This is a genomic window from Huintestinicola butyrica, from assembly GCF_025567215.1.
GTDB lineage: Bacteria > Bacillota > Clostridia > Oscillospirales > Ruminococcaceae > Huintestinicola > Huintestinicola butyrica.
Genome location: NZ_JAOQKB010000009.1, coordinates 77,437 through 101,772 on the forward strand (window position 1 = coordinate 77,437; position 24,336 = coordinate 101,772).

Genomic DNA, 24,336 nt, shown 5'->3' on the forward strand with positions numbered 1-24,336 from the left:
TTCTTATGAAGACAGGTTCTTAAACCGAACAATGGATTTTTGTTTTACTTAATCAAAAGTTTTTCATCTATCTCAATATCAAAATCCAGCAGATCAAGGATATCCTTCTGCATATCAATGCCGGGGTAAACCTCAATGAGCTTCAGACCGTTATCTTCAAGACGGAAAACACAGCGCTCGGTAACATACAGAACATTCTGGTTATTGACATGAGCACGCTTGGCTGAAAAGCTGATGTTATCTATCTTATTCACAAACTTTGCAATAGAGCCGTTCTTGTTTATCTTTACTTCTTCGCCGTTTTCGGTAACATCAAGTCCCTTGGTGTTGAATGTGAGGCAGAAAACTACCGTGGGAGTTTTGGCAGTGATGTTGGCAAATCCGCCTATGCCCGAAAATGCGCCGGGACCACGGTGAGAATTAACGTTTCCGAAACGATCCACTTCAAGAGCGCCCATGAAGCAGATGTCAAGACCTCCGTTATCGTAAAGGTCGAACTGGTTTGCCATATCGTTCATGGAAGCAGCGCCTATCATTGCTCCGAACACTGTTCCCGAAGCAGGGAAGCCGCCTACGCCTCCAGATTCAACGGTAAGGGTTATCCTGTCCAGCATTCCGCTCTGTCTTGCATAGCGAGCCACATTTTCGGGGAGACCTATGCCGATATTTACTATATCATCGGGTTTAAGCTCCATGGAAGCACGCTTACCGATAATATTTCCCGCAGGATTTTCTGCATGCTTGGTGTATGTGCGCTCTGCAAGCATCTCGTACCAGTCATGCCACTGGGCATAAGGGATCTCAAAGCTTCCCGTAAGGGACTCATATGCCGCATGACGAGGCTCAGGCTCGACCATAACAATAGCATCGACCATACAGCCGGGGATAATGGTATTACGGGGACGGGCAGGTGTGCTGACTATCCTGTCAACCTGAACTATGACCTTGCCATGGTTTGCTTTTACCGCCTGGCAGATGGACAGCGCATCGCCAGACATATACATATCATCGAATGAAATGTTTCCCTTGCGGTCAGCAGCAGTTCCCTTGATAAGGGCAACATTCAGCTTCGGAAGAGTATAGTAGAGAAATTCCTCGTTATCTACCTCAACACGCTTTACAAGCGATGTGTCCTTTGATATATTGTTGATTCCGGGACCATCAAGGCGAGGGTCAACGAAAATATCCAGACCGACCTTTGATAATGCTCCGGGCAGACCTCCCGCCTGCGCTCTGATAGCGTGGGAAATGCAGCCCAGAGGAAGATTATATGATTCAAACCTATCCTCCAGCACCAGCTTCTTTGTGCTGAGCATAGCTCCGAAATGGCCGCAGATAAGCTTATCCACAGCCCCCTCTCTTATGTAGCTTTCCGCATTGCGGTTCTCGTCCCATACACCTAAGCCTGCGCTTGATACTATTGTAAGGTGAGCAGGCGAGCCTGTTGCCTTGTATCGGCGGTACAGTGCCTCGTGAAGCTCTACGGGATTTTCTATTCCCACAAACGAATTCAGGCAGATAACATCACCGTCATGTATGAGCTTTACTGCTTCGTCCGAATCCATTATTTTAAACATTCCCTGATTTCCTCTTTTCGATTCAATATAAACACTTCTTCTATTTTAAAGGTTTTTCACTGCTTTGTCAATAAATTTGCAGGAATACAGGTGTATTTAAATGTAACTTTTGGGTTAATATTTTGGATTTGCATAGAATTTGTGGGGATATTCTCATTTTTTGCGGATTATTTTTATGCCGCTATCGGCAAAAACTGCAGGAATTTCGGTATTTTGCTGTTGATATTTTGCCGATAATGTGTTATAATAATATCGGTAGGTGATGATATGGCATATCTTTCAGTTTCACAAACAGCCGAAAAATGGGGAATTTCCGAAAGAAGCGTAAGGAACTATTGCTCAGCGGGACGTATTGATGGTGCGTTTCTTACGGGTAAAACATGGAATATCCCCGAAGATGCTGTAAAACCAGCCCGTAAAAATACTAAGGAAAAGGCTCCCGAAACACTTCTTGAAATACTCAGGAACGAAAAAGCAAGTAAATATTCAGGCGGCATATATCATAAAATACAGATCGACCTTACCTATAATTCAAATCATATTGAGGGAAGCAGGCTTACCCACGACCAGACACGCTATATTTTTGAAACCAATACTATCGGTTTTGAAAATGAGGCAGTGAATGTGGACGATATCGTCGAGACAGTCAATCATTTCAAGTGTATTGATATGATAATCGACAGTGCAGATAAAAAGCTTACGGAGAAGTTTATAAAACAGCTTCACGGAACGCTGAAAAACGGCACGGCAGACAGCCGCAAAGATTGGTTTGCAGTCGGCGATTACAAACGATTCCCAAATGAGGTCGGCGGTATGGAAACAACTGCGCCTGAAAATGTTTCATTGGAAATGAAAAAGCTTATAAGTGAATATGATCTGATAAGATCCAAAAGTATTGAGGATATCATTGGCTTTCATCAGAAATTTGAAAAGATCCACCCTTTTCAGGACGGAAACGGTCGTGTGGGCAGACTTATCATGTTCAAGGAATGTCTTTGCAATAACATTGTTCCGTTTATTATAACAGATGAACTGAAAATGTTCTATTACCGTGGGCTTAAAGAGTGGACTTATGAAAAAGGTTATCTGATTGATACCTGTCTGTCGGCACAGGATAATTTCAAGAAGATACTTGACTATTTCAGGATACCATATGACCAAAACTGAGAACAGACCTCTGTTATAAAAGGTTTATATGTTCACCTATGTATCTGCTTGAAATTTAGAGTAAAACGGTGTATAATATCATATGTACACTGAGTACAATGAAAAATAAGGAGATATCCAATGTCAGAAGGCGTTTTCAGAATTGCCGATAAAAGACCTGCAAGAGATGGCATGACCATTTCAAGAAATACGGGTCTCGGCACTAAAACAGGCGTATCATTTTTCTCGCTTGGAAAAAATACGTCCATAAGCCGTGAAAGCTATGACAGCACAGCAATATACATTGCAGCTGAGGGAAAGGGCGATTTTATCGTCGGAGAACCTTCCGTTCGGTGTGAAATGATCGAGGGAAGCGTGCTGATAGTTCCGCCTGCCACTCTGTGCGGAATGGAAAGCGGCGAAGGAATTATTTATACCGAAATAATCACAGATAAGGAGATAGTTATGAACAGTGCAGTTAAAGCAGGAGAAGTTATGAAGCTCAAGCACCTTATTCCCTATGAAGAGGGAAGCATCGCAAACCTTGATATTGCAAGCAACAGCAGCATGAAGTTCGTGCTTATGTCATTTGATGAGGGCACAGGTCTGCAGCCCCACCGTGCTCCCGGAAATGCGATCATTTTCGCTCTTGAGGGCAAGGCAGTTATCGGCTATGAGGGTAAGGATTATCCCATTGAAGCAGGTGAGAACTTCCGTTTTGAGAAAAACGGTCTCCACAGTGTAACAGCTGACGGAAAGTTCAAGATGGCTCTGCTTCTTGTGCTTGAATAACATTTGAGTATGCCTCAAAAGCTCTGCATTTAACGATGCAGGGCTTTTTTTGCTATAAGTATCTGAAATAAAGCTTTGAGCATGAATAATGCTGATTGCTTTCACAAAATCATGCTTGTAATATTTTTCCTGTTGTGATAAAATGTAATACGTTAAAGCAGGAAGCCACAGAGACGGCGTTGCTTGATGTATTTATCGGGAGGAAAATAGTGTGGATTCTGTAAAATCAAAAGAAATGGACATGCTTAACGGCGGTCTTGCGGGAAAGCTTATCCTGTTTGCAATGCCGCTGGCTTTCAGCAGTATCCTGCAGCAGCTGTTCAACTCGGCGGACGTGGCTGTTGTGGGACGTTTTGCAGGGGATAATGCACTGGCAGCTGTGGGCAGTTGCGTGGCTCTGGTGGGCATATTCGTTAATCTTATCGTGGGGCTTTCGGTAGGCCCCAATGCGGTTCTTGCAATGCTCATCGGTCAGAAGGACAGAGGAAAAATAAGCGAGACGCTTCACACCGTCATTACCTTCGGCGTATTCCTTGGCATAGGTCTTATGCTTATCGGCTGGCTCACTGCAAGGCCCATACTTGAGCTTTCAGGCACACCCGAAAGCGTTCTTGATGAAGCTCTGCTGTACATAAACATATATTTTATCAGTATCCCGTTTATGGTGATATACAATTTCGGAGCAGCCATTCTGCGAAGCTATGGCGACAGTCAGCGGCCTATGTACTACCTGCTGATATCGGGCATAGTGAATGTAGTGCTGAATCTTGTGCTCGTTATAGTATTTAAGCTGGGAGTAGCGGGCGTTGCCATTTCAACAGTAATATCAAATGTTTTAAGCACCGCCTTGGTGCTTATACACCTTTACAGGCGGCAGGACGAATTTGCTTTCCGCTTTGAAAAGATGAGGATAAAAAAGCAGCCCCTTATAAGAGTGCTGAAAATAGGCATTCCTGCGGGAATACAGGGTGCTATATTTTCCATATCAAATGTGTTCATTCAGAGCGGAATAAACTCATTCGGCGAATACGCCATTGCAGGCTCATCGCTGGCACTGAATTTCGAGTATTTCACCTATGACATTGCCAATGCCTTTGCTCAGGCGGCTGTCACCTTTACCAGCCAGAATTACGGTGCAGGAAATATCAAAAGATGCAAAAGGATTTTTTGGCAGTGTATGCTTTTCGGATTTGTTTTTACCGAGGCGCTGAGCATCATATTCATTGCATGGGGCGACTTCTTTGTAAGCATATATACCACCAGCGAAATGGTTGCGGCATTTGCTCTCAGCAGAATGTATCACGTATGCTCACTGGAAGGCCTTACCACTACATATGAAGTCGAAAGTGCAGCTCTCAGAGGCATGGGCAAATCTCTGGAGCCTGCAATATTTACCATACTCGGAACGGTAGTATTCCGACTGATATGGCTTGCTACCATATTCAAGATGGTTCCCACCTACGATATGCTTATGAACGTATATGTGGCTTCGTGGGTGTTCACGGGAGTATCGCTGCTCATTGTTTATCTTCATCATATGAGGAAAATAAGCAGCAGCTGATTACAAAAACACCAGGCGTTCTGTTCTCTTTTATCGGAGAGAAGGACGCTGCTATTTTTCGCTGACAAAGATAAAGGATAATTTTTTTCTGTCCGTTTGGATATAATATAGCTTAACAGTCTTGCAAGCGGCGTTAGTTTGTGATATAGGCAATACCGCTCAAACTATTGAAAATCAGGAAGAAAAATGGTATAATATAGTTATGAATAAATAACTGACATTCTCGCTTATAAGCGATGAACTGGCACAAGCCAGAACAAGCAAAAAAGAATTTCTTGAAAAGATAGAGTGGATAATACCATTTGACGAGTGGATAGGGATAATCAGACCGTGCTATTACAAAGGAGAGCACGGAAACAAGCCCTACGACCTTGAGCTGATGCTTCGCATATTTCTTCTTCAGAACCTTTATGACCTTTCCGATATGAAAGTAATGAACGAGTTAATAGACAGCCGTGCATTTTCAGATTTCTGCGGAGTAGATTCACCCGATCAGGTTCCCGATGGAGATACTATCGGAAGATTCAGAAATATACTTGTTGAAAATGGATTGCAGGAAAAACTGTTTCATCAGGTAATAGACATTCTCAGCGAAAAAGGCTTGATATTAAAGCGTGGAACGATAGTGGATTCCACTCTTATTGCTGCGCCGTCATCGACAAAGAACAAGGATAAAAAGCGTGATAAGGACGCTCATTCCGTGAAGAAAGGAAACCAATGGCACTTTGGATATAAGGCTCATATCGGAGTAGATAAGGACAGCGGACTTGTACATCATCTGAAAGTAACAGGTGCTAATGAACACGATGTAACAGCAACGCCTGATCTTATGCATGGAGAAGAGGAAGAATTATACGGTGACAGTGGATATATCGGTGCAGAAAAGCGAGAAAATGCAGTTGTTAAAAATAAAAATGGTCGAAAAATCAAATACAAGATAAACAGAAAACCTTCAACAATGAAAAAGCTTTCAAAAAGCGGACAATATGCAGCAAAGAAAGCAGAACATAAAAAATCATCGGTCAGAGCAAAGGTAGAACACGTTTTTGCAGTCGTTAAACGGCTGTTCGGGTATCGTAAAACACGATACCGGGGTCTGCGAAAACAGACCGCCAAATTGAATATTATGTTTGCCCCGGCAAACCTTTATCCGGCTGACAGAAAATCTCTGACGGCTTGATAAAGTGCGCCTGCAATCAGGTTTACAGAGGCAGTATGCCCGTTACAGAGCTTTATGCGTTTAACTTGATTTGTGAGAATTTATTGGCGGCATTGTACGGTGTTGCCTTAAATAAGGGCTGATAATATCACAGCCGTTCCCAAGCTTTTCGGGAACGGCTGTTTTTTTACTTTATAATTCTTCTCAGATGTTCAGCATACATTTCTCTTACTTCCGCATATTCGCCCAGCCCCTTTACAACGGGAACGACCTCAAAGCCCTGAGAAGCTAGCGTTGACTTCCAGCTGTCAGGTTCATCTCCAGCCATATCGTTGTTGGCATGGTCGCCCGCAACCAGAAGAAAGGGCGTAATGATGACTTTTTTGAAGCCTGCCGCCTTTATCTGCGGGATAATGTCTTCAAGAGTGAGTGTTCCCTCAACTGTTGCCGCAAAAATGTTTTTATATCCCTTTTCTTTGCATTTTTCGGCAAAGCGGGTATAAATGGCATTGGCGCTGTGTTCTGTGCCGTGACCCATAACTGCCACAGCATTTTCGGAGCCAAGCTCATTTTCAAAAAGGTCGCATACCTTTCCGATATCTTCATCGGAATCAAGAAGAGGTGTGCTTGTTTCAAGCACAGTGAATTTGTCCTTATATTTTTCTGCCGCCGCAGTGATCTTATTGTATTCAAAGCCGTTTATTATGTGTGTGGGCTGAATATACACGTGAGTATAGCCCTGATCTGCCAGCTTTTCAAGAGCTTCTTCAACAGTGTCAATCTGTTCGTCACGCTTTTTAAGGGCAGCTATCACCATTCGGCTGGTGTAAGCCCTGCGGACTTCAAAGCCATCAAATTCCTGCCTCAGCTTTTCTTCCACGGCTGAGATGGACTTTTCTGCCGCCTGCTCATAGGTAGTGCCGAAGCTTGCGGCGATTATTGCTTTTTTCATTTTACGGTCATTCCTTCCTTTGCAGCTTTTCTGAAAAAATACTGCTTTACATTTTCATCATATATTATCTCAATGCCAAGGGAATCCTGCACGGCTACACTTTGGGATATGTGCCGTGGGGAACCTGTTTCGATTATACTGCCGCTGTCCATTGCAATGATATTGTCGGAATATATCAGTGCAGTGTTTATGTCGTGAACTACCATAACAATGGTCTTTCCCGCATTTTTTAGCTTCACAGCCAGATCCATAAGCTCCAGCTGACTGCTCATATCAAGATATGTAGCAGGCTCATCAAGGAGCATGATATCCGTATCCTGCGCCAGAAGCATGGCGATATATGCCCTTTGGAGCTGACCGCCGGAAAGCTCGTTTGCGTACTTATCCGCAATATCCGTCACCTCTGCAAGCTCCATTGCATCGGCAATTTTTCGCTTATCTTCAGAAGAATATTTTCTCGGATACCCAAGATAGGGAAAACGCCCGTGGGAGACCAGCGAGCGCACCGTTATGCTTCCCGCTGAGTGTGACTGGGAGAGATATGATATTTTCTTTGCAAGGTCAGCGTGCTTTATGCTTGCAATATTCACGCCGTCAATGGTAATGCTGCCCTCAGATGGGGTCAACAGCCCGCAGCACATCTGCAAAAGAGTGCTTTTTCCGCAGCCGTTTTTCCCGATTATAGAAGTTATCCTGCCGCTTTCAAAGGCAGCGTCAATGTTATAAAGCACCTGCTTTCTGCCATATCCGCCGCTGACGTTTTTCATTTCAAGCACCGTGCTTTCCTCCCTTCTTTCTGAGAAGCAGATAGATAAAGAAAGGCACGCCGATGTATGAAACAACTATGCCCAGCGCTATCTCATGGGGAGCAAAAAGCGTCCTTGCCAGCAGGTCGCACATTGATGTGAAAACCGCCCCCATAAGTGCGCACACAGGTATTTTCAGCGTGTGACTGCTTCCCGTCAGCTTTTCGGCTATGTGCGGGATTATCAACCCGATAAAACCGAGAAGCCCCGAAAAGCTCACCGCAGCTCCAGCAAGAAGCGCCGCCAGTGTAAGCAGAACAAATCTCAGCAGCCTTACGTTCATTCCAAGGGTAAATGCAGTGCTGTCTCCAAGGGCAAGCACATCTATATCGTGCCCCAGCAGAATTACGGCAGCTATGCCCGCAATTATCAGCATCCACGCAGGGGAAAGTGCGCCAAGAGAAATTCCCTCAAGTCCGCCTATCCTGAAATCAGAAAGACCCGAAAGAGTATCGGGCACAAAGGTCGTAACAGTATCGGTTCCCGCATTAAATAGGCTTGAAATGGCAACTCCCGCAAGAACAAGGGTTATCTTCGATGCCCCGGTTTTCCTGGCAATGAAATATACCAGCATCACCGCCGCCAGCGCTCCGATAAAGGCTGCCAGCGACCTTACTCCAAAGGTTGTCGGAAATATCGCCAGACTTAGAACTACCGCAAAGCCTGCGCCTGCGTTAACGCCGATAATATTCGGCGAGGCAAGGGGATTGCCGAGAACCGCCTGTATAACAGCGCCCGATACAGCCAGAGCAGCCCCTGCCAGAAAGCCTCCAAGCACACGGGGGAGCCTTACGCAGTAGATTATTCTGCCGTTTGCGGTGGCTTCGCCGTCCATTATGCCGTCAAGCACTTCTTTTGGCGAAAGGCTTACCGCTCCGAAAGCAATGCCCATAAACGCTGCTGCTGCCAGAGCCGAAAAACAGCACAGGAGGATTGCTGCGGGGTGTTTTTTATCATTCACCATACAGTATCTCCGCTAAATTTTCGTAAGCCTCGCCCCATTTTGCGTTGGGCTTGTAGTGGTAAAGTGCTTTCGGAAGTATGTAAAATCTGCCGTTCTTTACGGCATCAAGCTCTGACCATGCGGGGCTTGATGTAAGAGTGTCATTAAGGGTCTGTATCGCCTTGTCCTCGTCCTTTCCCATGGTGGTGACGAAAATAAAATCGGGGTCGTCCTTGATTATCTCTTCAAGGCTGAGGTTATCCAGCAGGGATTCATCGGTATCGGCAATGTTTGTGCAGTTAAGGTCTTTTAGCATTGCGCCTGCCGTGGTGTCAGCGCCCTTTGCATGGACTTTTTGAGAAGATGCCCTCAGCAGCAGCACTGTGGGAGACTCATGCTCCTTAGCATCACTTACCACCTTGTCAACAGTTGCCTTTATATTCGTTCCGTTCTGCTCATACAGATCATCACGTCCTGTGATCTCTGTAAATTCTTTCAGAACGCCAAGATAGTCGTCAAAGCTTTCAACGCTGTAGTAGTGCACATCAATGCCCGCATTTGTCAGAGTATCTTTGAGCTTTGTGTGCTCGGCTATTTTTGATGACATTATAACAAAGTCAACGCCCTCGGATATTATCATTTCCACGGAGGGGGACTTCATTTCGCCGATGCACACCACATCGTCAGCCACCTCAAACTGGTGTTCGTCATAAGCGTCCTGCGTTACGTATGACAGCTTTCCTCCTGACAGAAGCCATATTTCCGCAAGGCTTCCCGTACACGCAGCCACCTTCTGCGGCTCCGAAGCCTTAGCAGCCTCGGATGAGCTGTCGGCTTTGTTTGCTGAGCAGCCTGTTAAAACAAGTACAACTGTCAGCATAAGGCAAATTATTCTTTTCATACCAAACCTCTCTTATTTTTGCTGTATTCGCAGCATTTCTTTGCAAAACGCACCGCCATTTCGGTGTCCGCATAAAAATGCAGATGTGGGTAACCTGCGTACATATTATCATCTGCATATGCACAGTCATATTCAGCTCCACTGCTTGCTTTCTTTGCGTGCAGGTCGCTTCCGCAGGCGGTGCTGTTCCAGTAGTGGAACTCGTGCGCCCTGACCGATCTTCCTTTGTCAAGGAGCATACAGTTTTTTTTGGCGGTAAGGCTGACATAGCCGAAGCGCTGGAGCCTGTCAGTCCTGTAAGCCTGCCCGTTTATAACGCCAGCCATTTTGCGGCGGATACCATTCACATCTTCAACGCTCTCGTTCAGGTACATAAATCCGCCGCATTCGGCAATAACAGGCAGTCCGCCTGAAATGCTCTCCTTTATCTCATGCAGAAGCGGAATGTTTTCCGAAAGCTTTTCTGCATAAAGCTCGGGATATCCTCCGCCAAGGATAAGCCCGCCGATATTCTCGGGCAGAGCCTTGTCACTGAGTGGCGAAAAGGAAACTATCTCGCAGCCAAGCTCTTCAAGCAGAGAAATATTGTCCGCATAATAAAAGCAGAAAGCACTGTCATATGCAAGGGCTATCCTTACATTCCGAGCAATGTCCTTTGGAATATCAGGCTCGGTGCATGGCATATCCACAGCATTTTCGGCTGCTTCAAGGAGCTTGTCGATAAGTATGTACCTTTCCGCCAGCTGAGACAGCCGCAGCAGCTTTTCTTTAAGCCCTGTAATCTCGTCAGCCGTAACAAGCCCCAGATGCCTGCTTTCAATGGAATTATCCTTTGAAAAAGGCAGCCTGCCGAAATATGTCACGCCCATTTCATCGCAAAGGCTCACAGCAGTCTTTTCCATGCTTTCAGGCAGACGGTTGAAGATAAATCCAGCGATGTTGTTAGGCGTGCGGAATGTGAGAAAGCCTTTCATCACCGCACCCATTGACGCACCCATTCCCTTGCAGTCGATGACGATGACCGCAGGCGTTCCCGTTTCAACGGCAGTGCGGCAGGCGGAATGACTTTCGCCAATGCCGTCGTAATAGCCCATAGCTCCCTCTATAATGTTCATATCCGCTGAATTTTTCTTCAGCAGGTAATTCAGCGTGCCTGCGGGGCAGAAGTAGCTGTCAAGATTATAGGACTTGGTGCCGATTATCTTGCTGTGAAACATAGGGTCGATGTAATCGGGGCCGCACTTGAACGCACCCACGTCAACACTGCGCTCCGAAAGAGCTTTCAGCAAGGCGCAAACAACAGTCGTCTTTCCGCAGCCGCTGTTCGTGCCAGATATCATTATCCTTTTCATGTCCGCCTCGCTCCGCTTATGATAAATATGGGATTTTCGGCGTTCAGCATAGTGCTGTTGCCAACTTTTCGTGTACGTGTAACGGCTATCTGCGATATTTCGCAGGGGATATCCGCTTTATCAAAAAAATCAACAGCCCTGTTCAGGGTCTCAAGTGTCACGGCGGTTATAACAATATTGGCATAGGGATTTTTGCTGAGAACAATGTTCATTATCTCGCTGAGCTTTCCGCCCGACCCGCCGATAAAAACGCTTTGAGGAGCAGGGAAGCTTAATGCCTCTTCCTCTGCCTGACCACAAAAAACTGAAATATTATCGCACCCGAACTTTATTGCATTCTGCCGAGTAAGCTCCTCCGCTTCGGGCGACTTATCTACCGCATACACCCTGCCGTCAGCACATTGCAGAGCCATCTCCACCGTAACGGAGCCTGTTCCGCAGCCAATATCCCAGCAGATGCCGTCACGCTCAGCCGCCAGCTTTGATATGCAAACCGCACGCACCTCTGATTTGGTCATGGGGATTTTCCCACGGATAAAGCAGTCATCGGATATCCCCACAGGCGTAAATCTCTCGTAATTATGGTTTATGACAACCATTACGCAAAGGTTCGCATTTTCATATCCTGTAAAGTCAGTAGCCCTGCCTGAGGATATCTTTTCATTTTCAGCCGCAAGGTCTTCACCGATATAAACCTCTGTATCGTTCAGACTGTATTCACACAGCCTTTGGCATATTTCCGATACCTTGACCTTCCCACCAAGGAGAAAAAATACCTTTTCATTTGAGAATACATTCCGCACAATATTGGCTTCCGCACCGTGAAGGCTCACAAATTTGCAGTCCTGCCATGGAATGCCTATCCTGTCAAAAAAATAAACAGGGGAGGATATGCCGCTTATAACACGGCAGTCACCTATAAGCGGCAATAGCTTTTCCGTGCCGCTGTAAAAGCCGCAGTCGCCTGACATAAGCACTGCGATTTTGGTGAATTCCGAAGCCCTTATGCGCTCGGCTATCTCTTTCGGGTCATAGGAAATAAACATCTGCCTGTTAAGGTGTTCAAATGGTTTGACCATGCGCCTTGCGCCTATTATAAGCTCTGCGCTTTCTATCGCTTCCTTTGCCTCGGCGGTGAGAGTTTTATCGCCGTCCATTCCAATGCCTATAACAGCTATGTCCTTATTCACTTCTGCACCTCCCCAGCAGGATATTTTCCGCCTCTTCCAATGAAATTCCATTTTCATCGGGGCGCTTTATAATAATAAGCCCTGCACCGCATACCTGAGCCGCATTGACTTTTTCTGCAAAACCGCCTGCGTTTCCGCTGTCCTTTGTTACCAGAAATTCTGCACTGCTTCTTTTAATATGCTCAATGTTCTGCTCCAGCGTAAAAGGACCTTTTTCCGCAATTATCTTTTCATTGGGAAATCCCAACGCTCTGCACTCGGCTATGACCTTCGGTAAATCAAGCACACGGGCGGTAAAACGCTTCGCATAGTCATGCACAGCCGTGAACGCCGCAAGCTCCTTGCTTCCTGTGGTTATAAGCGCATTGCCGTTTACAGTGTCAAGATACTCCGCCGCAGCCGTAACATCGTCAAAATAAATGGCGCTTTCGCATATTGCGTCGTCCGCACGTTTTATCCTATATAAAGTGACATTTTTTTCGGTGCAGGCGGCAGTTATGTTCTTTGTGACCTCTTTTGCATAAGGGTGAGTAGCATCTATTACTGCCGATACTCCAAGCTTTTCTATCATACCTGCAATACCGCTTGCATCTTCTCTGCCAATATTGATATGCACATATTCCGACTGAGGGAGCAGCTCAGCGCCGTATTCCGTAGCCACGCTTATGCAGGCATTTATCCCGTGACCTGCGCAGAACTCCGCCAGCTGCCTGCCCTCGGTAGTTCCGCCGAAAATAAGTATATCACACATTTTTATATCCTCGTGGAGTGACCATTTTTCCGTTTATATTCTTGGTTTCGCTGTTGCCGATGAAAACGGTTGTGAACATATCCGCCTTAAAATCACGAAGCTCGGCAAGGGTCATCACACCGCTTTCCATGCCGATTCTGCCGATGTTGCGCACATATCCGCATACCGTTTCGGGGGACTTATATTTAAGCGTTATGTCACAGGCTTTTGCCAGGTAATCAGCACGCTTTTTGGACGACGGATTGTATATCGCCGTGGTAAAATCCCCCATAGCGGCGCAGGCAAGGCGCTTTTCAATCTTTTCCCACGGGGTCAGCAGGTCGGAGAGGCTTATCACAGCAAAATCATGAGTTAGGGGAGCACCCAGCACTGCCCCTCCGCTGAGTGCCGCCGTAACACCTGCCACTATCTCAATATCCGTGTTGGGGTAATTTGCCGAAAGCTCCAGTGCCAGCCCTGCCATGCCATAGACCGAGCTGTCGCCGCTGCATACCAGCGAAACGATTTTGCCGCTATCAGCCTGTTCAAGTGCAAATATTACCCTGTCCTTTTCCTGCTTCATGGCAGTTGAAGCAAATTCCTTGCAGGGGAACATCTCTTTTAAAAGCTCAACATATACCGTGTAGCCCACGATAAGGTCACTTTCCTGCAAAGCCCTCTCGGCTTCAAGGGTCATGCCCTCCTTGTTTCCCGGGCCAAAGCCAATAACATATAATTTCATAATACCCGCCTGTTAAAATCAATTTTTACGGGAGCTTCCGCCGCCGCAAAGGTCATTCCGTTCATAGCCTGCTTTTTTACAAGCAGACTTTTTCCCATGACCATAGCACTGCGCTCGCAGATATTGTCTGCTCCCGTTGTTTTCAAAACAAATTCAGATGATGTGAACTGTCCTTTTACCGCCATAAGCTCCGCAGCCGAATAAAACTGCGGCGGAATGTGATGATTGTGGCAGAATGTAAGTATAGCGTTTTCCTCCCGCTTGATGTCAATGGTGCACAAGGCTTTCACACGGCGTATATCAAGCTTATTTTCCGCAAGCTGTGATAATAAAAATAGCTCAAACTTTTCTGCCGATGTGCCCTTTTTGCACCCTGCCCCGATAATGATATCCTTAGGGATAAGGTGCAGAGTGTGTTCAAACGGCATTTTTGCTGCGTCAGAGGAAATGCAGATGCCAAGCCTTTTATTGTCACAAAAAGGGGGAGTGTTCAAGCAGCCTGTATCGCTGTAAAATCCCACATTTCCGCCGTTTGCTGTCTCTGCCGCAATTTCCTTTGCAATGTCATATTCGCAGATGTACAGGTCATTTGCAGCTGCAAAGCTGTCAGGGGAGAATTTGCCGCCGACGTCCGTAGCAGTGGTTATAACAGGCTCCGCACCGATGATCTCCGCAACTTTTTCGGTAAGGGCGTTTGCTTTTCCGATATGCCCCGATAACAGCGATATAGCAAATTTCCCGCTTTCGTCTATGACCACAACCGCAGGGTCGCTGAGCTTTGAGACCACATGGGGAGCAATCATTCTCACAGCTATCCCGCAGGCGCATATGAAAATGATCCCGTCATATTCCCCAAAGCATTTTGCGGTCATCTGCTTCATATCATCAAAAGGCACAGCAGAACCGTCACAGTGCTTTGAAAAAGCAAATCTGTCGCAGGCTATGCCAATACCCGCAGCTATCCTGCGTGATATTTTGTTTCCGTTCTCGGTGACGGATATAACCGCTATTTTCATACCTGAACATTCCTTTTTGTGACTATAGCTTTTAAATCTCAGCCTTTCTGAACTCAGTCTCAAAGCTCTTGTCATAAAGCTTTGAAAGGGAATAATCATTGCCCAGGAAATACCCCACGCAGATAAGTGCTGTTTTGGTAATGCCGTTATCCGACGCAGTCTGAGCAAGATCCTCCACAGTACAGCGGCAAACCTTCTGGTCAGCCCAGCTTGCCTTGTAAACTATGGCAGCAGGGGTGTCGGGCTTGTATCCGCCCCTGATAAGCTCAGCCGAAAGCTCCTTTAGAAGCCCCGTGCTGAGAAAGATGACCATGGTAGCATTATGAGCAGCCAGAGCAGCAATGCTCTCCTTTTCGGGAACAGGCGTTCTGCCTGCCATTCGTGTGATTATCACCGTTTGGGACACATCGGGGAGAGTATATTCCGCCCTAAGAGCTGCTGCCGCCCCACAGAAAGAGCTTACTCCGGGGCAGATGGCGTATTTTATCCCCAGCTCGTCCAGCCTGTCCATCTGCTCACGAATTGCACCGTAAAGCGACGGGTCACCTGTGTGGAGCCGCACGGTCATTTTTCCCTCATGCTCTGCCGATTTTATCACGTCAATTACCTGCTCCAGCGTCATATAAGCGCTGTTGTGTATCTCGCAGTCTTTTTTTGCATATTCCAACAGCTGCGGATTTACAAGCGAGCCTGCGTAAATAATAACATCAGCCCGTTCAATAAGCGATTTTCCACGCACGGTTATAAGGTCTGCCGCACCGCAGCCTGCGCCCACAAAATTAACCATTGTACTCCTCCATAAGCGTTTTGATTATCCCGTCTGCAGAGCTTGTCATGCCGATAATTCCACGCTTGTCCGAAAACATTACAGCGCCTATAGGTATCTCTCCCTTGACCTTTGCATCAAGATAATACTGAGCCTTTTCCATAAGCACAGCCGCCACGCTGTCAACTGCATTTGCCTTGTCAAGCTCATCAAGAGCGGCATCTACCGTTGCGCAGGAGGGGAGCTTTTTTAATATCTTAGGGTCAACATCGGCCATAACTCCACAGGTAACAAGCACGTCCATGCGACCGTCAGCCTGAGCCGAATGGGTGTTCATTATGCCTGCCCCCAGCTTTACAAGCTTGCCGATATGCCCCACTATAAGCACGCTTTCAAATCCCAGCTCCAGCGCAATATCAATGGCGTCGCCGATGTAATTGCTGCATTTAACTCCGTAATTCATTATCATAGGCATATTTTCAGCAAGAAAGTTTTGGCTGTAGTTACCTATGGTCAGCAGCAGATTTTTTCTGCCCTCGGAACGCCTCATGCGCTCCTCCACTTTAATCGTGTCTATAAGTGCACGGCTGCTCATTGGCTCAACTATGCCGCTGGTACCGATTATGGATATGCCGCCCTCAATGCCCATTCGGGGATTATAGGTTTTAAAGGCAATCTGCTCGCCGTCGGGAACGGATATCGTTATCCTTATCCCGCCGTGATAGTCGTATTTTTCGCATATCTCCGTGATCGCCGCCGATATCATCTTGCGAGGAACGCTGTTTATGGCGGCATTTCCCACAGGCTGGTCAAGTCCTGCCTTTGTGACCCGTCCGATGCCCTTGCCGCCGTCAATTTCAATGCCGAAAGGTATCTTTTCCGCCTTGGCATAAACAAGAATGCCGTTGGTGATGTCGGGGTCATCGCCGCTGTCCTTGCGCACAGCGCAGGAAGCGCAGGCTTCGGATATCTCAGCATTTTCTGTGGAAAGGTGAAGCTCAATGCCCTTGGGCGTCATAAGCTGAGTTTCGTGTACAGATTCGCCTGTCAGCAGCATTTCCGCAGCTGCCTTTGAAGCCGCTGCCGCACATGAGCCTGTAGTATATCCGCAGCGGAGCTTTTCTTTTCCGTGGTATATGTATTCGTCAAGCATTTATGTTCTCCGTTATTTTGCCTGTTTTCCTGTCGTACAGCCTGTAAAGCAGAGCATTGCAAATGGCAGCCGCCACACCGCTGCCGCCCTTTCTGCCTGCTGCAACGATATACGGCACACTTCCGCCCATGATTATCTCCTTTGACTGCACAACATTTACAAAGCCCACAGGCACGCCGATTATCAGCGCAGGTTCTACCTTTCCAACCCTTATAAGCTCGTCCAGGCGGATAAGCGCTGTTGGGGCATTGCCCACTGCGAATATCACATTTTCATGACCGAAAAGCTCCGCAGCCTTATCCATGGAAGCTACAGCCCTTGTAGTTCCGTCACGCTTTGCCCTTTCCGCAACATCACTGTCAGACATAAAGCAGCAGGCACGGCAGCCCAGCGCTTTCATGGCAGGCTTGCTTATGCCCGATTCAGCCATGTGGGTGTCCGTTACGATAACAGTGCCGTTTTTAAGTGCTTCAAGCCCATTCTGAACGGCATTTTCGGAGAATTTCATATTCTGCTTGTAGTCAAAATCAGCGGTGGTGTGTATCACACGCTTAACTATCAGCTTTTCGGTCTCGGATAAACCCTCTGTGCTGCCAAGCTCGCTTTCGATTATTTCCATGCTCCTGCGCTCAATATCCGCAGGGCTTACGTTCTCAATATTCATAATACCTCAAAAAAATACATCCTTGCCATAATGTGCCGAGACGGACAGATATGGTAAGGGTGTATATCAAAAACGTACCTGCCAATTCCTCGTGGCTTTCCTTGTACAAACAGCAGGCAGGTCTCCCGACTTAAACTTCATCACAGAAAGGAGCCTTCCCGATTTCTCAGTGGCATATTTTCCTCTGCTCATTTATCACGGTGACGAGATCGTACAGGATTTTCACCTGTTTCCCTTTTTATCGGACCCGTTAACATAAACGCCAACGTCCGACACCTGATGTTTTTATATTCATTTTCTTTATTATATCATTGCTGTATGCTGTTGTCAATGAATAAATTGTATGGAATTGTTTTGCTTGCATGATATATGAAAATATTATTCATATTCCAGAGCTATAACCTTATTCCTCACCAGACAGTTCTTGCCAACGTTGAGCTTGCACTGACCATCTCAGGCGTTTCCAAGTCGGAGCGCAGGAAGAGAGCCGTGGAAGCTCTGGAAAAGGTGGGGCTGGGAAATCAGCTACACAAAAAGCCCAACCAGATGTCAGGCGGTCAGATGCAGCGAGTTGCCATTGCCCGTGCCCTTATCAATAACCCGGATATACTCCTTGCCGATGAGCCTACAGGCGCACTTGACAGTGAGACCAGCATTCAGGTAATGGAGCTGCTCAAGGAAATTGCCAAGGACAAGCTTGTTATAATGGTAACTCACAACCCCGAGCTTGCGGAGCAGTATGCCAACCGTATAGTCAGGATAAAGGACGGAACGCTGACAGGGGACAGTAATCCCTACACTCCCGCATCGGGACTTATCGGCGTAGGAATATCCTACCTTGCAATAATCCCCATCAATGCAATAGTTTATAACCTTACAGGCATTGAGGGACTTAAAGCATTCCTGCCTCCTCAGGCAGCAGCGGTGCTTGTAGCTATCAGCATGGTGCTTACACTTATTGCAGGCCTTATCCCCTCAAGAGTTGCTTCCAAAAAGGACCCCGTTGAGGCACTCAGAACCGAATAACGATCACTTATACTAAGCACCAATTAAAAACTATACAAAAAATTGAGCATAATCTTGCGTATATGGATTATGCGATGATTTTTTGTCTATAGTTTTATTGGTGATTAGTATTATATCGCTCCTGCGGCTTTTTCGGTCGCAGGAGCCTTTTGTATATGGAAAAGGCAGTTAATTTGTTAAAGCAAAATAAAATCATTTACTGATTATTGATTTATTTGTATAAATGTGCTATAATTAACTGTAACAAACAATAAGCTTGCAAAGGATGGTGTATATGAGCGAAAATAACAGGTACTTTATGAATAAGAACGAGCTTCTCGCCAATGCCGAAAAAGCATTTGAGGAAAAGCAGTTCTGCGTATATTATCAGCCGCAGTACAACTATATGAGCGGCAGAATAGTAGGTGCAGAGGCACTGATCAGGTGGATACACCCAGAATACGGAATGCAGTCTCCCGGGGATTTTATCCCTGTTTTTGAGGAAAACGGACTTATTACCCGTCTTGACCTTTACGTCTTTGAGGAGATATGCAGCTTTATCAGCAGGTGCAGAGGTACTGATATAAAAATAGTTCCCATTTCATTCAACGTATCAAGATATGATGTTATCAGCGGCGATTTTATTGAGCGTATAGAGGAGATCCGCAAAAAATACGATATTCCTGTCACAAATCTGCGTACCGAGATAACCGAAAGCTCCATGATCGGCGGAAATGACCATATGGCTAAGATAGTGAATAAGTTTCAGTCTCTGGGCTACGTGGTTGAAATGGACGATTTCGGCAGCGGATATTCTTCCCTCAATGTCCTCAAGGATATCGAAGTGGATATCATCAAACTGGATATGGCGTTCATGCGTGGAAATCTCACCAAGCGTGGGGGTATAATCATAAGCTCCATTATCCGAATGGCAAACTGGCTGGGCACTCCTGTTATTGCCGAGGGCGTGGAAACTCCCGAGCAGGCGGAATATCTCAAAAGCATCGGCTGCATATATATCCAGGGCTTCCTGTTCTCAAAGCCTGTCCCCGAAAATGAATATGTGAATATGCTGAGAAACTTAAAATCCGATGTGCTTGCTCCCGGAATGAAGCTTATAGACAAGCTTGATGCCGAAAAATTCTGGAGCCCCGAAAGCTTTGAGACCCTTGTGTTCAATAACTTTGTAGGCGGAGCTGCGGTCATTTCATTCAAAGATGACGAGATAGAGACCCTCCGAGTGAACGAAAGGTATCTTAAAGAGCTGGGCATGAATATGAACCAGCAGGATATCATTCTCAACCAGAAAAATCTTAATTTTGACGAGAAAAACAAGCAGATATACATAGATACCATCAACCGTGCCATAGTTTCCAACGATTATGAGACCTGTGAGACCTGGCGTGAGGTGTTTTCCCAGTGCTGCGGCGAGGATTCCCTGTGCATCGAAAGCACTATGCGTGTGATAGGCCGTGCCGAGGGTCAGTATCTGCTGTATGTGCTTATCCGCAACATTACCCATGAAAAGAAAATGTACATGAAGCTGTATGACAGCGAGAAAAAGTTCAGAACAGCAGGCGAGCAGGCAAACATCTACTGCTGGGAATACACCATCGATACCAAGGAAATGCGCCCATGCTTCAGATGTATGCGTGACCTGGGGCTTCCGCCTCTGCTGGAAAATTATCCCGAGCCTGTAATCGAATCAGGACTTTTCCCGCCCGATTACGCCGATATGTACCGTGACTGGCACAAGCAGCTGGCAGAGGGAGCAGAGCATCTTGAAGCCATAATCCCTCTGACAGTCAACAGGATACCTTTCCATGTCCGTTACACCGCCGAATTTGACGAAAACGGCCATCCATACAAAGCTTACGGTTCCGCAACTCAGGTCGTCGATATGCCGACGGAGAAATAAAACAAATACCTGCATGGCTTTTACAAATGCAAGAGCCATGCAGGTATTATTATGTTTTATTGGTATAAAACTCCCTGTTTCTTTTTCTGTACTCAGCAGGGGATATTTTTTCATGCCGCCTGAAAACCGTGCTGAAATAGCCAGCATCGGAAAAGCCCATCTGCCTGCCTATCTCCGCCACGGGGATATCCGAAAATTTAAGCAGACGCTTTGCCTCGCTTAGCCTGCACATCATAAGATATTCGTTTGGGCGCATATGCATGGTTTCCTTGAACACCCGACACAGGTGCTGTGGCGTTATGCCTGCCAGCTCCGCAAGCACGGTCATGGGGAAATCCTTGCTGTAATTATCGTCGATGTAGTTCAGCACAGGCATGAGCAGGCTGCTTCTGTCCTTGCCCTCTTCCGTTGATTTGGCAGTGTGGTAAAATTCAAGGATATACTGATATATCAGCCCCGAACAGATGTAATTTCCGTATATCTTATCCGATTTCTGCTCAATGAACATCTTGTTATATAGATTGCACAGGCTTTCGGTGCTTTCGGGACGGATAACGCAGGGCTTTGTCATTTCCAGCTCTTCAAGCAGAGCCTTGCAGGCGCTTCCGTCAAAGGCTGCCCACCTTACGTCCCAGCAGGCGGTCAGGGGATAATACTCATGGGGATAGTCCGCAGGCAGGAAGAACCATCTGCCCTCGGATACGGTAAGGGTCTGGTCATTAAAGCGCAGCTCTCCCGTGCCCTTTGCGCTGTAAAGTATCTGGTGCCACAGATATCCCTCAGGGCGTGATATCTGCCCCTGATATTCGCTGCCGCCTATTCCCGTAAGATAAAAGGGAAGCTCCTTTACCTGTGCAAATGTAGGGTATATGCTCTGGTTTACTGCCATAATGCTGTTCCTTTCGATAAAAACATCTGATTTATTATAGCTCCGTATTGCGAAGATGTCAAGAGTGTATTTTACTTTTTGAATATAAAATCTTCTGCATATGCCATTATGTGAAATGTGTATCAGCCTGCACTTTAACATTTTGAACATTATCTCTTTAAAGATATTCATAATCTTAAATTGACGTGAGCTGTAAACAGTGATAATATATAATCATCAAACATGAACACTGAGTGTTTATCGAAAGGAAGATATTATGAACACACCTCTTGCACATACACCGCCCATGGGCTGGAACTCCTGGAACACTTTCGGCTGGAATATCAGCGAGGAACTTATAAAGACCACCGCTGACTTTTTCGTTGAAAGCGGACTGAAAGACGCAGGCTACGAGTATATCGTTATCGACGACTGCTGGAGCGAAAAGCAGCGTGACGAAAACGGCAGGCTGGTTCCCGACAAGTATAAGTTCCCCAACGGTATCAAGCCCGTTGCCGACTATATCCATTCCAAGGGACTGAAATTCGGTATGTACTCCTGTGCGGGCACACACACCTGTGCAGGTCACCCGGGCAGCTTTGAGCATGAATTTCAGGACGCTGAGACCTTTGCGGAGTGGGGCGTTGATTACTTAAAGTACGACTACTGCTACAAGCCCAAATCCGCTGACGGCGAGAACCTCTACAAACGTATGGCAATGGCTCTGAGAAACTGCGGCAGAGATATCCTTTTCTCCGCCTGCAACTGGGGAAATGACGATGTTTACAGCTGGATAAGGGAATCCGGCGCACAAATGTTCCGCTCCACAGGCGATATCCAGGATAACTGGCAGTCAATAAAGAGCATTGCAGAATCTCAGATAGGCAGGGAAGCATATGGCGGAGTTTACTGCCATAACGATATGGATATGCTGGTAGTCGGTATGCACGGCTGCGGTGACAACGCCGAGGTGCTGGGCAAGGTAGTAGGCGGCTGCACCGACACCGAGTACAAGACCCATTTTGCCCTCTGGTCGATAATGAACTCTCCTCTTATGATAGGCTGCGATGTAAGAAAGATGTCCGAAGCTGCTAAGGGGATACTCACCAACAAGGACGTTATCGCCATCAATCAGGATATTGAGTGCAGAGGCCCTTACTGCATCAGGCAGTGGAACAATCCCGAGAACGTGTTCTCGCTTATAAAGCCTCTCAGCGGAGGTGATTATGCCGTAGGTATGTTCAATTTCAGCGACAAGAAAAACGAGATGTCTCTCCAGTTCTATGATATCGGTCTGCCTGCGGCATCGGGCAGGGGACTGGAGCTTTACGACTGCTACTCCCATTCCGTCATTGGCACATTTTCCGAAAGATATGCGGCACAGATCGAGTCACATGACTGCCTGATGTTCCGTGCAAAGGTAGTAAAGCTTTAATGGCAAACTACAAGACGTGCAAAAAATGCGGCTCGGAGCTTCTGGCAGACGATATTGCTATTCACTGCAAGCTTATAAGCAGGAATGCAGAAGAATTTCTCTGCATCGACTGCCTTGCGGAGCATTTCGGCTGCACCAGAAAAGATGTTGAAGAGCTTATAGCATATTACCGTGAAAGCGGGAAATGCACATTATTCAGATAAAATAGAAACGAGCAGGCAATACTTAATGCCTGCTCGTTTTCGTTAACAGTGTTACTGCTTATTTTTCTTGTGCCTGATCTTTATTTCGGGTATCGCAAGATTATCAAACACCATTTCATCACCGCTGTCATTATCATCAATGTTGTTATCCGATGCTTCATCGGCAGAGTCCACATGAATTTCGGGCACTGCCAGATTTTCGGAAAAATAATCGATCTTATGCTTCTTATCTTTCATACAATTACCCCCGTTTTATCAGTTGATTATATTGATAAAAAATGTGATCACAAGGCTGTTTATAAAGTCTGCAAACATACTGCCCACTATGGGAACAAGCAGATATGCCTTGACTGACGGCGCATATTTTTCGGTTATCGCCTGCATATTTGCCATGGCATTTGGCGTAGCGCCCATTCCGAAGCCGCATACTCCTGCGGACAGCACCGCTGCGTCATAGTCACGTCCCATGGCGTTGAACACCACAAAGTAGGAAAACAGTGCCATTAGTATCACCTGCGCCAGCAGCAGGACTATAAGCGGAAGCGCCAGCTCTGCCAGCTGCCATAACTTCAGGGTTATCATGGCAATTCCCAGAAACAGCGACAGGCATATGCCGCCGATGTCGTTTATCTCGCCCATATGGATATGGAGCTTGCCTGTAAATTCGTCAATGTTTCTCATAAACGCTGCGACGATCATTGAGCCGATATACACGGGGAATGTCATTCCCGTAAGAGAAAGCGCCCATGAAACTACAGTGCCTATTCCCATTGCAATAGCAATCTGATAAGCCGCAGGAGCGTACATACTTACTGAACGGTGATGCTTGTGCTCCTCTTCCTCAAGAATGGAAGCGTCCTCAGCGGAAACTCCCTTGAGCAGGTCATGCTTTATTATAAGCCTGCGTGCAACAGGGCCGCCCATAAGAGAACCGATGATAAGTCCGAATGTGGCTGCTGCGGTGCAGAAGGTGGTAGCTCCCCCGATGCCGAAATCTTCCAGCACTCCGCCGAATGCGCCCGATGTTCCGTGACCGCCCACCATGGGGATAGAGCCTGTACACATACCGATCAGCGGACTGATACCCAGCAGCTCGGACAGTCCCACAGCCGCCAGATTTTGCGTGATTATCAGCACGCAAAGGCAGAACAGAAAGACCACCAGACTTACTCCGCCTGCACGCAGCACCTTTATATTTGCCTGAAAACCAACAGATGTAAAGAACATTACCATGCAGACATTTTTCAGCGTTTCATCAAATGTAAATTCCACTATGCCGAAAACATACAGCAAACAGGAGACAACCGCAAATATTATTCCGCCCACAACAGGAGCAGGGATACAGAATGTCTCCAGAAAGCGGACCTTCTTTTTTAGAAATCCGCCCAGATACAGCACTCCCACGGCGACCGCAAGAGTTTGGTACATATCAATATTCAGTGTGTGCAATACAATGA

General features: G+C 46.6%; 23 protein-coding genes, 1 pseudogene and 1 riboswitch. Of the genes and pseudogenes, 8 read left to right on the forward strand and 16 right to left on the reverse strand.

The features are described 5' to 3' along the window. Positions 1-44: 44 nt before the first annotated feature. Positions 45-1,577, reverse strand: a complete 1,533-nt coding sequence (locus OCV68_RS10345) for a CoA-transferase (RefSeq protein ID WP_262572451.1) — start codon at positions 1,575-1,577, stop codon at positions 45-47. 267 nt (positions 1,578-1,844) lie between these two features. Between OCV68_RS10345 and OCV68_RS10350 the strand changes: the two genes are divergently transcribed. From OCV68_RS10350 to OCV68_RS10365, 4 genes are all read left to right on the forward strand, one after another. Then, on the forward strand, positions 1,845-2,744 hold the full coding sequence (locus tag OCV68_RS10350; protein WP_147621572.1) for a Fic family protein: 900 nt from the start codon (positions 1,845-1,847) through the stop codon (positions 2,742-2,744). Between the two features lie 120 nt (positions 2,745-2,864). Next, on the forward strand, positions 2,865-3,515 hold the full coding sequence (locus tag OCV68_RS10355; protein ID WP_262572454.1) for a cupin domain-containing protein: 651 nt from the start codon (positions 2,865-2,867) through the stop codon (positions 3,513-3,515). Between the two features lie 211 nt (positions 3,516-3,726). Further along, the gene (locus OCV68_RS10360) at positions 3,727-5,076 is read left to right on the forward strand and encodes an MATE family efflux transporter (RefSeq protein WP_262572456.1); all 1,350 of its coding nucleotides are present in this window, start codon (positions 3,727-3,729) and stop codon (positions 5,074-5,076) included. A 214-nt stretch (positions 5,077-5,290) separates the two neighbouring features. After that, entirely contained in the window at positions 5,291-6,256 is a 966-nt protein-coding gene (locus tag OCV68_RS10365; protein ID WP_262572501.1) for an IS5 family transposase, read from the forward strand. Between the two features lie 166 nt (positions 6,257-6,422). Here the strand turns inward: OCV68_RS10365 and OCV68_RS10370 are convergent, their stop codons facing one another. From OCV68_RS10370 to OCV68_RS10425, 12 genes are read right to left on the reverse strand one after another with little or no spacing between them, the layout of a single operon-like run. Beyond that, the gene (locus tag OCV68_RS10370) at positions 6,423-7,187 is read right to left on the reverse strand and encodes a sirohydrochlorin cobaltochelatase (protein ID WP_262572458.1); all 765 of its coding nucleotides are present in this window, start codon (positions 7,185-7,187) and stop codon (positions 6,423-6,425) included. Beyond that, positions 7,184-7,954, reverse strand: coding sequence for an ABC transporter ATP-binding protein (locus OCV68_RS10375; RefSeq protein WP_262572505.1), 771 nt, complete (start codon positions 7,952-7,954; stop codon positions 7,184-7,186). The genes OCV68_RS10370 and OCV68_RS10375 overlap by 4 nt, the downstream gene beginning before the upstream one ends. A gap of 1 nt (position 7,955) precedes the next feature. After that, positions 7,956-8,957: a FecCD family ABC transporter permease gene (locus OCV68_RS10380; protein ID WP_262572460.1), complete on the reverse strand. Its 1,002-nt coding sequence runs from the start codon at positions 8,955-8,957 to the stop codon at positions 7,956-7,958. Beyond that, on the reverse strand, positions 8,947-9,837 hold the full coding sequence (locus tag OCV68_RS10385) for an ABC transporter substrate-binding protein (protein ID WP_262572462.1): 891 nt from the start codon (positions 9,835-9,837) through the stop codon (positions 8,947-8,949). Before OCV68_RS10385 ends, OCV68_RS10380 begins: the two co-directional genes overlap by 11 nt. Beyond that, positions 9,834-11,189, reverse strand: coding sequence for a cobyrinate a,c-diamide synthase (locus tag OCV68_RS10390; protein WP_262572464.1), 1,356 nt, complete (start codon positions 11,187-11,189; stop codon positions 9,834-9,836). Before OCV68_RS10390 ends, OCV68_RS10385 begins: the two co-directional genes overlap by 4 nt. After that, positions 11,186-12,379: a precorrin-6y C5,15-methyltransferase (decarboxylating) subunit CbiE gene (cbiE, locus tag OCV68_RS10395; protein ID WP_262572467.1), complete on the reverse strand. Its 1,194-nt coding sequence runs from the start codon at positions 12,377-12,379 to the stop codon at positions 11,186-11,188. The genes OCV68_RS10390 and cbiE overlap by 4 nt, the downstream gene beginning before the upstream one ends. After that, positions 12,372-13,130, reverse strand: a complete 759-nt coding sequence (cobK, locus tag OCV68_RS10400) for a precorrin-6A reductase (RefSeq protein ID WP_022473898.1) — start codon at positions 13,128-13,130, stop codon at positions 12,372-12,374. Before cobK ends, cbiE begins: the two co-directional genes overlap by 8 nt. Continuing rightward, the gene (gene cobJ, locus OCV68_RS10405; protein ID WP_178086033.1) at positions 13,123-13,851 is read right to left on the reverse strand and encodes a precorrin-3B C(17)-methyltransferase; all 729 of its coding nucleotides are present in this window, start codon (positions 13,849-13,851) and stop codon (positions 13,123-13,125) included. Before cobJ ends, cobK begins: the two co-directional genes overlap by 8 nt. Continuing rightward, positions 13,848-14,867, reverse strand: coding sequence for a cobalt-precorrin 5A hydrolase (locus OCV68_RS10410; RefSeq protein ID WP_262572471.1), 1,020 nt, complete (start codon positions 14,865-14,867; stop codon positions 13,848-13,850). Before OCV68_RS10410 ends, cobJ begins: the two co-directional genes overlap by 4 nt. A gap of 31 nt (positions 14,868-14,898) precedes the next feature. Next, positions 14,899-15,654 (reverse strand): precorrin-4 C(11)-methyltransferase, encoded by a 756-nt coding sequence (cobM, locus tag OCV68_RS10415; protein WP_022473895.1) that lies wholly within the window; start codon positions 15,652-15,654, stop codon positions 14,899-14,901. Beyond that, on the reverse strand, positions 15,647-16,786 hold the full coding sequence (gene cbiD, locus OCV68_RS10420) for a cobalt-precorrin-5B (C(1))-methyltransferase CbiD (RefSeq protein ID WP_147621562.1): 1,140 nt from the start codon (positions 16,784-16,786) through the stop codon (positions 15,647-15,649). The genes cobM and cbiD overlap by 8 nt, the downstream gene beginning before the upstream one ends. Further along, positions 16,779-17,450 carry a precorrin-8X methylmutase gene (locus OCV68_RS10425; protein WP_262572475.1) on the reverse strand — a complete coding sequence of 224 codons (672 nt, stop codon included), beginning with the start codon at positions 17,448-17,450 and terminating at the stop codon, positions 16,779-16,781. Before OCV68_RS10425 ends, cbiD begins: the two co-directional genes overlap by 8 nt. Positions 17,451-17,548: 98 nt before the next feature. Then, positions 17,549-17,745, reverse strand: a riboswitch (cobalamin riboswitch). An 86-nt stretch (positions 17,746-17,831) separates the two neighbouring features. On the opposite strand from OCV68_RS10425, the pseudogene OCV68_RS10430 reads away from it, so the two are divergent. Both OCV68_RS10430 and OCV68_RS10435 read left to right on the forward strand, forming a co-directional pair. Then, a pseudogene (locus tag OCV68_RS10430) lies at positions 17,832-18,222 on the forward strand (ABC transporter ATP-binding protein); the annotation flags it as partial. A gap of 528 nt (positions 18,223-18,750) precedes the next feature. Continuing rightward, a complete protein-coding gene (locus OCV68_RS10435) occupies positions 18,751-20,373 on the forward strand; it encodes an EAL domain-containing protein (RefSeq protein ID WP_262572477.1) in 1,623 nt (540 codons plus the stop codon). Between the two features lie 49 nt (positions 20,374-20,422). Here OCV68_RS10435 and OCV68_RS10440 read toward each other — a convergent pair whose 3' ends face one another. After that, complete coding sequence (locus OCV68_RS10440) at positions 20,423-21,262, reverse strand: AraC family transcriptional regulator (protein ID WP_147621559.1); 840 nt, start codon at positions 21,260-21,262, stop codon at positions 20,423-20,425. Positions 21,263-21,491: 229 nt separating this feature from the next. On the opposite strand from OCV68_RS10440, the gene OCV68_RS10445 reads away from it, so the two are divergent. Both OCV68_RS10445 and OCV68_RS10450 read left to right on the forward strand, forming a co-directional pair. Next, the gene (locus tag OCV68_RS10445) at positions 21,492-22,676 is read left to right on the forward strand and encodes a glycoside hydrolase family 27 protein (RefSeq protein ID WP_317259212.1); all 1,185 of its coding nucleotides are present in this window, start codon (positions 21,492-21,494) and stop codon (positions 22,674-22,676) included. Further along, positions 22,676-22,879, forward strand: a complete 204-nt coding sequence (locus OCV68_RS10450) for a hypothetical protein (protein ID WP_262572479.1) — start codon at positions 22,676-22,678, stop codon at positions 22,877-22,879. Before OCV68_RS10445 ends, OCV68_RS10450 begins: the two co-directional genes overlap by 1 nt. A gap of 51 nt (positions 22,880-22,930) precedes the next feature. Here OCV68_RS10450 and OCV68_RS10455 read toward each other — a convergent pair whose 3' ends face one another. Both OCV68_RS10455 and gltS read right to left on the reverse strand, forming a co-directional pair. Then, positions 22,931-23,116 (reverse strand): hypothetical protein, encoded by a 186-nt coding sequence (locus tag OCV68_RS10455; protein ID WP_262572482.1) that lies wholly within the window; start codon positions 23,114-23,116, stop codon positions 22,931-22,933. A gap of 18 nt (positions 23,117-23,134) precedes the next feature. Next, the gene (gene gltS / locus OCV68_RS10460) at positions 23,135-24,307 is read right to left on the reverse strand and encodes a sodium/glutamate symporter (protein ID WP_262572508.1); all 1,173 of its coding nucleotides are present in this window, start codon (positions 24,305-24,307) and stop codon (positions 23,135-23,137) included. Positions 24,308-24,336: the final 29 nt, after the last annotated feature.

What these genes read in the sequence shown, in the direction of transcription:
- OCV68_RS10345 (WP_262572451.1), bottom strand. Translation starts at nt 1,577, where the DNA reads ATGTTTAAAATAATGGATTCGGACGAAGCAGTAAAGCTCATACATGAC.
- OCV68_RS10350 (WP_147621572.1), top strand. Translation starts at nt 1,845, where the DNA reads ATGGCATATCTTTCAGTTTCACAAACAGCCGAAAAATGGGGAATTTCC.
- OCV68_RS10355 (WP_262572454.1), top strand. Translation starts at nt 2,865, where the DNA reads ATGTCAGAAGGCGTTTTCAGAATTGCCGATAAAAGACCTGCAAGAGAT.
- OCV68_RS10370 (WP_262572458.1), bottom strand. Translation starts at nt 7,187, where the DNA reads ATGAAAAAAGCAATAATCGCCGCAAGCTTCGGCACTACCTATGAGCAG.
- OCV68_RS10375 (WP_262572505.1), bottom strand. Translation starts at nt 7,954, where the DNA reads ATGAAAAACGTCAGCGGCGGATATGGCAGAAAGCAGGTGCTTTATAAC.
- OCV68_RS10380 (WP_262572460.1), bottom strand. Translation starts at nt 8,957, where the DNA reads ATGGTGAATGATAAAAAACACCCCGCAGCAATCCTCCTGTGCTGTTTT.
- OCV68_RS10385 (WP_262572462.1), bottom strand. Translation starts at nt 9,837, where the DNA reads ATGAAAAGAATAATTTGCCTTATGCTGACAGTTGTACTTGTTTTAACA.
- OCV68_RS10390 (WP_262572464.1), bottom strand. Translation starts at nt 11,189, where the DNA reads ATGAAAAGGATAATGATATCTGGCACGAACAGCGGCTGCGGAAAGACG.
- cobK (WP_022473898.1), bottom strand. Translation starts at nt 13,130, where the DNA reads ATGTGTGATATACTTATTTTCGGCGGAACTACCGAGGGCAGGCAGCTG.
- cobJ (WP_178086033.1), bottom strand. Translation starts at nt 13,851, where the DNA reads ATGAAATTATATGTTATTGGCTTTGGCCCGGGAAACAAGGAGGGCATG.
- OCV68_RS10410 (WP_262572471.1), bottom strand. Translation starts at nt 14,867, where the DNA reads ATGAAAATAGCGGTTATATCCGTCACCGAGAACGGAAACAAAATATCA.
- cobM (WP_022473895.1), bottom strand. Translation starts at nt 15,654, where the DNA reads ATGGTTAATTTTGTGGGCGCAGGCTGCGGTGCGGCAGACCTTATAACC.
- cbiD (WP_147621562.1), bottom strand. Translation starts at nt 16,786, where the DNA reads ATGCTTGACGAATACATATACCACGGAAAAGAAAAGCTCCGCTGCGGA.
- OCV68_RS10425 (WP_262572475.1), bottom strand. Translation starts at nt 17,450, where the DNA reads ATGAATATTGAGAACGTAAGCCCTGCGGATATTGAGCGCAGGAGCATG.
- OCV68_RS10435 (WP_262572477.1), top strand. Translation starts at nt 18,751, where the DNA reads ATGAGCGAAAATAACAGGTACTTTATGAATAAGAACGAGCTTCTCGCC.
- OCV68_RS10440 (WP_147621559.1), bottom strand. Translation starts at nt 21,262, where the DNA reads ATGGCAGTAAACCAGAGCATATACCCTACATTTGCACAGGTAAAGGAG.
- OCV68_RS10450 (WP_262572479.1), top strand. Translation starts at nt 22,676, where the DNA reads ATGGCAAACTACAAGACGTGCAAAAAATGCGGCTCGGAGCTTCTGGCA.
- OCV68_RS10455 (WP_262572482.1), bottom strand. Translation starts at nt 23,116, where the DNA reads ATGAAAGATAAGAAGCATAAGATCGATTATTTTTCCGAAAATCTGGCA.
- gltS (WP_262572508.1), bottom strand. Translation starts at nt 24,307, where the DNA reads ATGTACCAAACTCTTGCGGTCGCCGTGGGAGTGCTGTATCTGGGCGGA.